The organism is Neisseria sp. P0014.S009 (assembly GCF_051958155.1).
In the GTDB taxonomy this organism is placed as follows: domain Bacteria; phylum Pseudomonadota; class Gammaproteobacteria; order Burkholderiales; family Neisseriaceae; genus Neisseria; species Neisseria flavescens_C.
Genome location: NZ_JBQCVS010000194.1, coordinates 1 through 249, shown reverse-complemented (window position 1 = coordinate 249; position 249 = coordinate 1). Strand labels below are relative to the sequence as shown.

The 249-nt window shown below is 51.4% G+C and carries 1 protein-coding gene; it reads left to right on the top strand.

Translation table 11 applies throughout. The features are described from left to right. Positions 1 to 66: 66 nt before the first annotated feature. Positions 67 to 249 (top strand): phosphoglycerate kinase (gene pgk / locus ACTHS4_RS12275; RefSeq protein ID WP_440366026.1); only part of this gene is annotated, 183 nt, incomplete at its 3' end.

Here is a 249-nt window from a genome sequence, read left to right as displayed (position 1 = left end):
AATCAAGCGCAGGCAAATCCTGCCTTTACCGATGCGCCCCGTTCGCGGATAATTGAGAACATTCCCATTTCCGTTTCCAACCTTCACAAAGGATACATCATGGCATTTCTGAAACTGACCGAACAAAACGTGCAGGGCAAAACCGTCCTCATCCGCGCCGATATGAACGTGCCGTTCAAAGACGGCAAAATCAGCGACGACACCCGTATCCGCGCCTCGCTTGCGTCCATCAAATACTGCTTGGACAAC